The organism is Bradyrhizobium sp. (genome assembly GCF_049581145.1).
Taxonomy (GTDB): domain Bacteria; phylum Pseudomonadota; class Alphaproteobacteria; order Rhizobiales; family Xanthobacteraceae; genus Bradyrhizobium.
Genome location: NZ_JBAURI010000252.1, coordinates 1 through 5,409 on the forward strand (window position 1 = coordinate 1; position 5,409 = coordinate 5,409).

General features: G+C 63.8%; 8 protein-coding genes and 1 tRNA gene. 6 read left to right on the plus strand and 3 right to left on the minus strand.

Going from position 1 to position 5,409, the window contains the following annotated elements; genetic code table 11:
• On the minus strand, window positions 1-637 hold a 637-nt coding region (gene pepT / locus WCB02_RS08545; RefSeq protein ID WP_423957496.1), incomplete at its 3' end, for a tripeptide aminopeptidase PepT.
• Window positions 638-754: 117 nt separating this feature from the next.
• Complete coding sequence (locus WCB02_RS08550; protein WP_423957497.1) at window positions 755-1,054, minus strand: HU family DNA-binding protein; 300 nt, start codon at window positions 1,052-1,054, stop codon at window positions 755-757.
• 216 nt (window positions 1,055-1,270) lie between these two features.
• Here WCB02_RS08550 and WCB02_RS08555 point away from each other — a divergent pair.
• Both WCB02_RS08555 and WCB02_RS08560 read left to right on the plus strand, forming a co-directional pair.
• Window positions 1,271-1,347: transfer RNA gene (locus WCB02_RS08555), tRNA-Asp, on the plus strand.
• A 251-nt stretch (window positions 1,348-1,598) separates the two neighbouring features.
• Window positions 1,599-1,907 carry a hypothetical protein gene (locus tag WCB02_RS08560; RefSeq protein WP_423957499.1) on the plus strand — a complete coding sequence of 103 codons (309 nt, stop codon included), beginning with the start codon at window positions 1,599-1,601 and terminating at the stop codon, window positions 1,905-1,907.
• A 56-nt stretch (window positions 1,908-1,963) separates the two neighbouring features.
• Here the strand turns inward: WCB02_RS08560 and WCB02_RS08565 are convergent, their stop codons facing one another.
• The gene (locus WCB02_RS08565) at window positions 1,964-2,158 is read right to left on the minus strand and encodes a hypothetical protein (RefSeq protein WP_423957500.1); all 195 of its coding nucleotides are present in this window, start codon (window positions 2,156-2,158) and stop codon (window positions 1,964-1,966) included.
• A 202-nt stretch (window positions 2,159-2,360) separates the two neighbouring features.
• Here WCB02_RS08565 and WCB02_RS08570 point away from each other — a divergent pair, with 202 nt between their 5' ends.
• The 4 genes from WCB02_RS08570 (at window position 2,361) to WCB02_RS08585 (ending at window position 5,274) form a co-directional block, all read left to right on the plus strand.
• Window positions 2,361-3,374, plus strand: a complete 1,014-nt coding sequence (locus tag WCB02_RS08570; protein ID WP_423957506.1) for a TRAP transporter substrate-binding protein — start codon at window positions 2,361-2,363, stop codon at window positions 3,372-3,374.
• A 690-nt stretch (window positions 3,375-4,064) separates the two neighbouring features.
• Window positions 4,065-4,430, plus strand: a complete 366-nt coding sequence (locus WCB02_RS08575) for an NADH-quinone oxidoreductase subunit A (protein ID WP_423957502.1) — start codon at window positions 4,065-4,067, stop codon at window positions 4,428-4,430.
• Complete coding sequence (locus tag WCB02_RS08580) at window positions 4,421-5,014, plus strand: NuoB/complex I 20 kDa subunit family protein (RefSeq protein ID WP_423957503.1); 594 nt, start codon at window positions 4,421-4,423, stop codon at window positions 5,012-5,014. The genes WCB02_RS08575 and WCB02_RS08580 overlap by 10 nt, the downstream gene beginning before the upstream one ends.
• Window positions 5,015-5,022: 8 nt before the next feature.
• Window positions 5,023-5,274 (plus strand): hypothetical protein, encoded by a 252-nt coding sequence (locus WCB02_RS08585; RefSeq protein WP_423957505.1) that lies wholly within the window; start codon window positions 5,023-5,025, stop codon window positions 5,272-5,274.
• Window positions 5,275-5,409 lie beyond the last annotated feature (135 nt).

The following is a 5,409-nucleotide window of genomic DNA, read 5'->3' on the forward strand; positions in this document are numbered from 1 at the left end:
CGATGTATCCGGCGGTCTCGCCGTCGATCGTGTAGGCGAAATCGGCGCCGAGCTTGTTCAGGTCGACCTTGTCGACGCCACGGCCGATTTCTTCGTCCGGCGTGAACAGGATCTTGACCGTGCCGTGCTTGATCTGCGGATTTCTGATGAGGAAATGCGCCGCGTCCATGATCTCGGCTATGCCAGCCTTGTTGTCGGCGCCGAGCAGCGTGGTGCCGTCGGTCGTGATGATGTCGTTGCCGATCTGGTCCTGCAGCGCCGGATGCTCGTCGGCGCGGATCACCTGCGTGGGGTCGGCGGGAAGGACGATATCGCCGCCGCGGTAATTCTTCACCATCTGGGGCTTGACGTTCCTGCCGGTGCAGTCCGGCGAGGTGTCCATGTGCGAGCAGAAACAGATCACGGGGACGCGCTTGTCGGTGTTCGCCGCAAGGGTCGCGTAGACATAGCCGTGCTCATCGAGATGGGCGTCCGCGACGCCCATCTCCCGCAGCTCGGCTATGAGCAGGCGGCCGAGGTCCTTCTGCTTTTCGGTGGACGGGCAGCTCGGCGACGCGGGGTCAGACTGGGTGTCAATGACCACATAGCGCAGGAAGCGCTCGGTCACGCCGTGTGAGAACGCCAAAGCTGGAATCACAGGCAAACACCGCAGTTCAGGAGACGAAGCTCAGAAAGCACCATAATACATGGCGCCATTCCGGAGGCCGCGTAAACCTGCCGAAATGACGCCACGCCGGGTCAGCAAGCGCCGTGGTCAGATCGCTTCCTTGAGCTCCTTGGCGGCGCGGAAGGCCACCTTCTTGCTCGCCTTGATGTGGATCGCCTCCCCGGTGGCGGGGTTGCGGCCCATGCGGGCGGCGCGCTTGCGCACCTGCAGGATACCGAGGCCGACGATGCGGATCCGCTCACCCTTTTTCAGGTGCTTGGTGATCTTCGTGACCACGTCGTTCAGGATGCCCTCTGCCTGCTTCTTGGACAATTCCTGCTCCTCGGCGATGGCCGCCGCCAGGTGTTTCAGCGTCACGGTCGTCGGAGTCGCTGCTTTCTTTGCCATATTTGGCCCTCCTCGTTGTTAGCAATGCCCTGTGAACCTCAGACGTAGCAGGCCTTAAACGATTCGGGGGGCGGCTGACTACGCTGATTTGCCTGAAAACAGGCTATAATTTGCATCGGCATCGAAAAAACCCCTGTCTGACAAGGGGTTTTGCAACGTCCTTGACTTGCAAAGGTGGCCCCTTTAAGTCCACCCCTCTGCGGGCTCCCTGGCCACGCGGGAGTAGCTCAGTTGGTTAGAGCGCCGGCCTGTCACGCCGGAGGTCGCGGGTTCGAGCCCCGTCTCTCGCGCCATCATTTCAATGGCTTAGCAGCAGTCGCCGTCCCGAAAAGTGTCATGGAGTCCGGCGTGATGACACGTTCGTCCGGCCTTCATCCAGAATCCTGGCGGCCTTGCGCGCGCTTCGTCGAATCGGCGCACGCTGGCGACGTTGACGGGATCGCAGGTTCTTGCGTAGCCGATCATTCGCGGAGACAGTGTCCGCCATGTTGTTCGATTGATCCGCGATGGATCCGCCGCCGGCATCGCCTTCGGCTGCGCCCGAGTGACGCATGTTGTCGAGCTGACGCTTGTCGGCCCGATCGCGGGCTTCGCGCACGTCTCTGAAACCGTCACCGAGAGCGGCCGCCGGGCCACCGCGGCGCTTCCGGCGCTGGCTGGCTGTGGCGCGCCAATGGCGAGCGGCAACGACGGATCGGGCCTGTCGTCGCAACAGCCGCCCATGGCCTTTGATCTTGGCAGCAACATCGGCGGCGGCATCAGCCTCACGCTCAAGCGGACCAACGGTGTCCGCTTCATGTTACCCGCAGGCAGGGCGGCCTGCGCTCGCCTTCCGGGCACAAATGGCGGCTGACGCAAAAACACCCGCGCGGCCGCCAGGTCGCGCGACTGGTCCAATCTGGCGTCGCTTCAGCGGACCATGGAAAGATCTGAACTCGTCAGCGCCACCGGCTTGCCGGCCTTGATCACCTGAGCGCTCTGGCTGTAGTCGACATTTCCGCGAGCGGCGATGCCGAACGACGCCACTGCAAACCCCGCCACCAGCGCCACGAATACGATCTTGAGGTGGGTCGCACGATCTGCTGACTGGATCGAGTGGTTCATCTGAGCCTCCAGGCGTCTGAAAGCGCCGCATTGAGAAACGCGTACGCCTGCTCTGTTTCAGACCGGTTTCGTCGCCTTTCCAAAATGGTTTCGTCCCACCCGGGGGGGCCAGGTTCCCGTGTTCGCTTGCGGAGGAGGGCGGCTCGGTGGAAACTGCGGCCCGGCGCCAGAAGACGCCGGGGAGAAAACAATAATGAAATCAATAAACATGACCCGCAGGGGCGTGCTGGGGCTGGCATCGGCCGCCGGTGCGGCGACCATCCTCGGCAGGCCGGCGAGCGCGGCCGCCGAGTTCGAGTTCAAGCTCGGCGTCAACACGCCCGACACCCACCCCCTGACCGTTCGGCTGACCGAGGCCGCTCGGGAGATCGGCGCCCGGTCGTCGGGACGGGTCAGCGTCGCGGTTTTCTCCAACGGGCAGCTCGGGGGCGATCCCGAGATGCTGTCACAGCTCCGCGCCGGCGGCATCGAGCTTCTGGCGGCGCCCTCGATGACCCTGTCGACCCTGGTGCCGCTGTCGGGCCTGCCCAGCGTCGGCTTCGCCTTCCAGTCCTACGACCAGGTCTGGGCTGCCATGGACGGCGGGGTCGGGGATATCGTGCGTGACGCCATCGTCAAGACCGGCGTCGTGCCGATGAAGAAGATGTGGGACAACGGGTTTCGTCAGATCACCTCGTCGTCCAGCCGGCAGTTGAGCAGCGTCGCGGACCTCCGTGGCTTCAAGATTCGCGTTCCCGTCACCGCGCTGTTGACCTCGCTGTTCTCAGGCCTCGGCGCGCTGCCGTCGAGCATCAGTTACAGCGAGCTCTATTCGGCGCTGCAGACCCATATCGTCGAGGGTCAGGAAAACCCGCTGGCACAGGTGTCGACCGGCAAGCTCTACGAGGTGCAGAAATACTGCGCACTGTCGAACCATTGCTGGAGCGGCTACTGGGTAATCGCCAATCGTACCGCGCTGGCGAGCCTGCCGCAGGATCTGCGCGACATCGTCAACCAGAGTTTCGACGCCGCGGCCGACAAGGAGCGCGCCGATCTGTTGGAGATGGACCGCTCGCTGCAAGCCGAACTGACGGCCAAGGGCTTGGTCTTCAACAAGCTGGATCCCGTGCAATTCCGCGCCGCGCTGGTGAAGGCCGGCTTCTATGCGCAGTGGCAAAAGGCCTATGGTGAGGCAGCCTGGACCCAGCTCGAGACATACACGGGGAAGCTGATCTAGCACCGTCGGCTCGCCTCGCGGGACGGCGCTGCAGAAGACCGTACCCCAGGCCTCGTCGTGAGCGGCGCTGACACCGCGCACCAGCCGGCGTGGGCCGCCTGGCCGAAAGCTGGATGAACCCTGTTCCGGGCGGGCAGACTTTCCTGGAGACGTAGGGCGCGGCGACCTTCCTGCGGGCTGGGCCGAGCAGTTTTCGGTGGAAATCTCCACCGCGTCGCCGCGCTGGGCGCGGCCTCGCCTTCCAGAGGGACGGTAGTCGGACATCGGCACGACCAATCGAGGGCTGCCGGTCCGGTGTCTCGCAAGCCGGTGCGAGGCGGTCCCAGCACAGATGGCAGGTCCGGTCGGTCCCGGCACGCCATGGTGCTGGGAGCGCCACGGCGCGATGCCTCCCGGAACAACTGGATCAGGCACGGCGATGCTGCTCGGGCGCATCGCCGTGCCTGATCGGGAAGGATGAACAAATCCGGGGGCGAGTTGAGTGACGTCAAAGCGCGCCAGCCGCGGGCGTGATAGCTGAGCGCGTCGGTGGTGTTCGTCATGGGCATGCCGGATCATGCGGTATGGGTTTTCCCGTGCCACGGATCGCCTCAAAATAGCTTGTCTTGCGCCTCCTGTTGCGCTGCGCTAAGCCTCGCAATAATTCCCGATCGACGAATCCGCGTCCCAACCGCGGAGAAGGTGGCGCCGATGACCGGCATCCTGCAGAACTATCTCCCACTCGTGGTTTTCATAGCGGTCGCAGGCCTGATCGGTCTGGCGCTTCTGATCGCGCCGTTCGTGGTTGCGTTTCAGCAACCGGATCCCGAAAAGCTGTCGGCGTATGAGTGCGGCTTCAACGCCTTCGACGACGCCCGCATGAAATTCGACGTCCGCTTCTACCTGGTCGCCATCCTCTTCATCATCTTCGATCTCGAAGTGGCGTTCCTGTTTCCCTGGGCGGTCGCGTTCGGCAAGCTCGGCGCCACCGGCTTCTGGTCGATGCTGGTGTTCCTGGGCGTCCTCACGATTGGCTTTGCCTATGAATGGAAGAAAGGAGCGCTCGAATGGGATTGAGCCCCTCGACGACTCAACGATCCGGAACGGTAATGGCTCCCGCTGCAACCGGCATCCTCGATCCCGCCACCGGCAAGCCGGTCGGCGCCAACGACCCGTATTTCCTCGGGGTCAATCACGAGCTGTCCGACAAGGGCTTCTTCGTGGCCGCCGCCGATGATCTCATCATCTGGGCCCGTACCGGCTCGTTGATGTGGATGACGTTCGGGCTTGCGTGCTGCGCGGTCGAGATGATGCAGGTGTCGATGCCGCGTTATGACGTCGAGCGGTTCGGCTTCGCGCCGCGCGCCTCGCCGCGCCAGTCCGACGTGATGATCGTCGCGGGCACCCTGACCAACAAGATGGCGCCGGCGCTCCGCAAGGTCTACGACCAGATGCCGGAGCCGCGCTACGTTATCTCGATGGGCTCCTGCGCCAATGGCGGCGGCTACTATCATTATTCCTACTCGGTGGTGCGTGGCTGCGACCGCATCGTGCCCATCGATATCTACGTGCCCGGCTGCCCCCCGACGGCGGAGGCGCTGCTGTACGGCGTGCTGCTGCTGCAGAAGAAGATCCGGCGCACCGGCACCATCGAACGCTGAGAGAGACCATGACTGATCCGGCAGACATGATCATCCCGCTGCATCGGGAAATGCGCGGCGAAAACTTGACGCGCCACGCGCAGACGCGGGCTTTGGCCATGGTGCTCGAAAAGCGCCCGGCCGGCGCGGAAGAATCGCGCAGGAGCTTTGGTCAAGCTCTGACCGCCGACACGCTCCTGAGCAAGCCGGTCGCCGGCGAGTTTGAGGAGCGGATCGAAGCCCTTGAAAATTGCGTCAAAGAGCTAGAGGGTCAGAAGTGAGCAAGCTTACCGAACTCGGTGAAACGCTCGCGGCGGCGTTACCGCAAGCCGTCACGGCGTATGCGGTCGCTTTCGACCAGCTCACGTTGACCGTCGAAGCTGCCAAGATCGTCGATGTCGTGCGCTTACGGCGAG

Excerpts from the sequence above, each read along its gene's own strand:
- WCB02_RS08550 (WP_423957497.1), bottom strand. The coding sequence starts at position 1,054 with ATGGCAAAGAAAGCAGCGACTCCGACGACCGTGACGCTGAAACACCTG.
- WCB02_RS08565 (WP_423957500.1), bottom strand. The coding sequence starts at position 2,158 with ATGAACCACTCGATCCAGTCAGCAGATCGTGCGACCCACCTCAAGATC.
- WCB02_RS08575 (WP_423957502.1), top strand. The coding sequence starts at position 4,065 with ATGACCGGCATCCTGCAGAACTATCTCCCACTCGTGGTTTTCATAGCG.
- WCB02_RS08580 (WP_423957503.1), top strand. The coding sequence starts at position 4,421 with ATGGGATTGAGCCCCTCGACGACTCAACGATCCGGAACGGTAATGGCT.
- WCB02_RS08585 (WP_423957505.1), top strand. The coding sequence starts at position 5,023 with ATGACTGATCCGGCAGACATGATCATCCCGCTGCATCGGGAAATGCGC.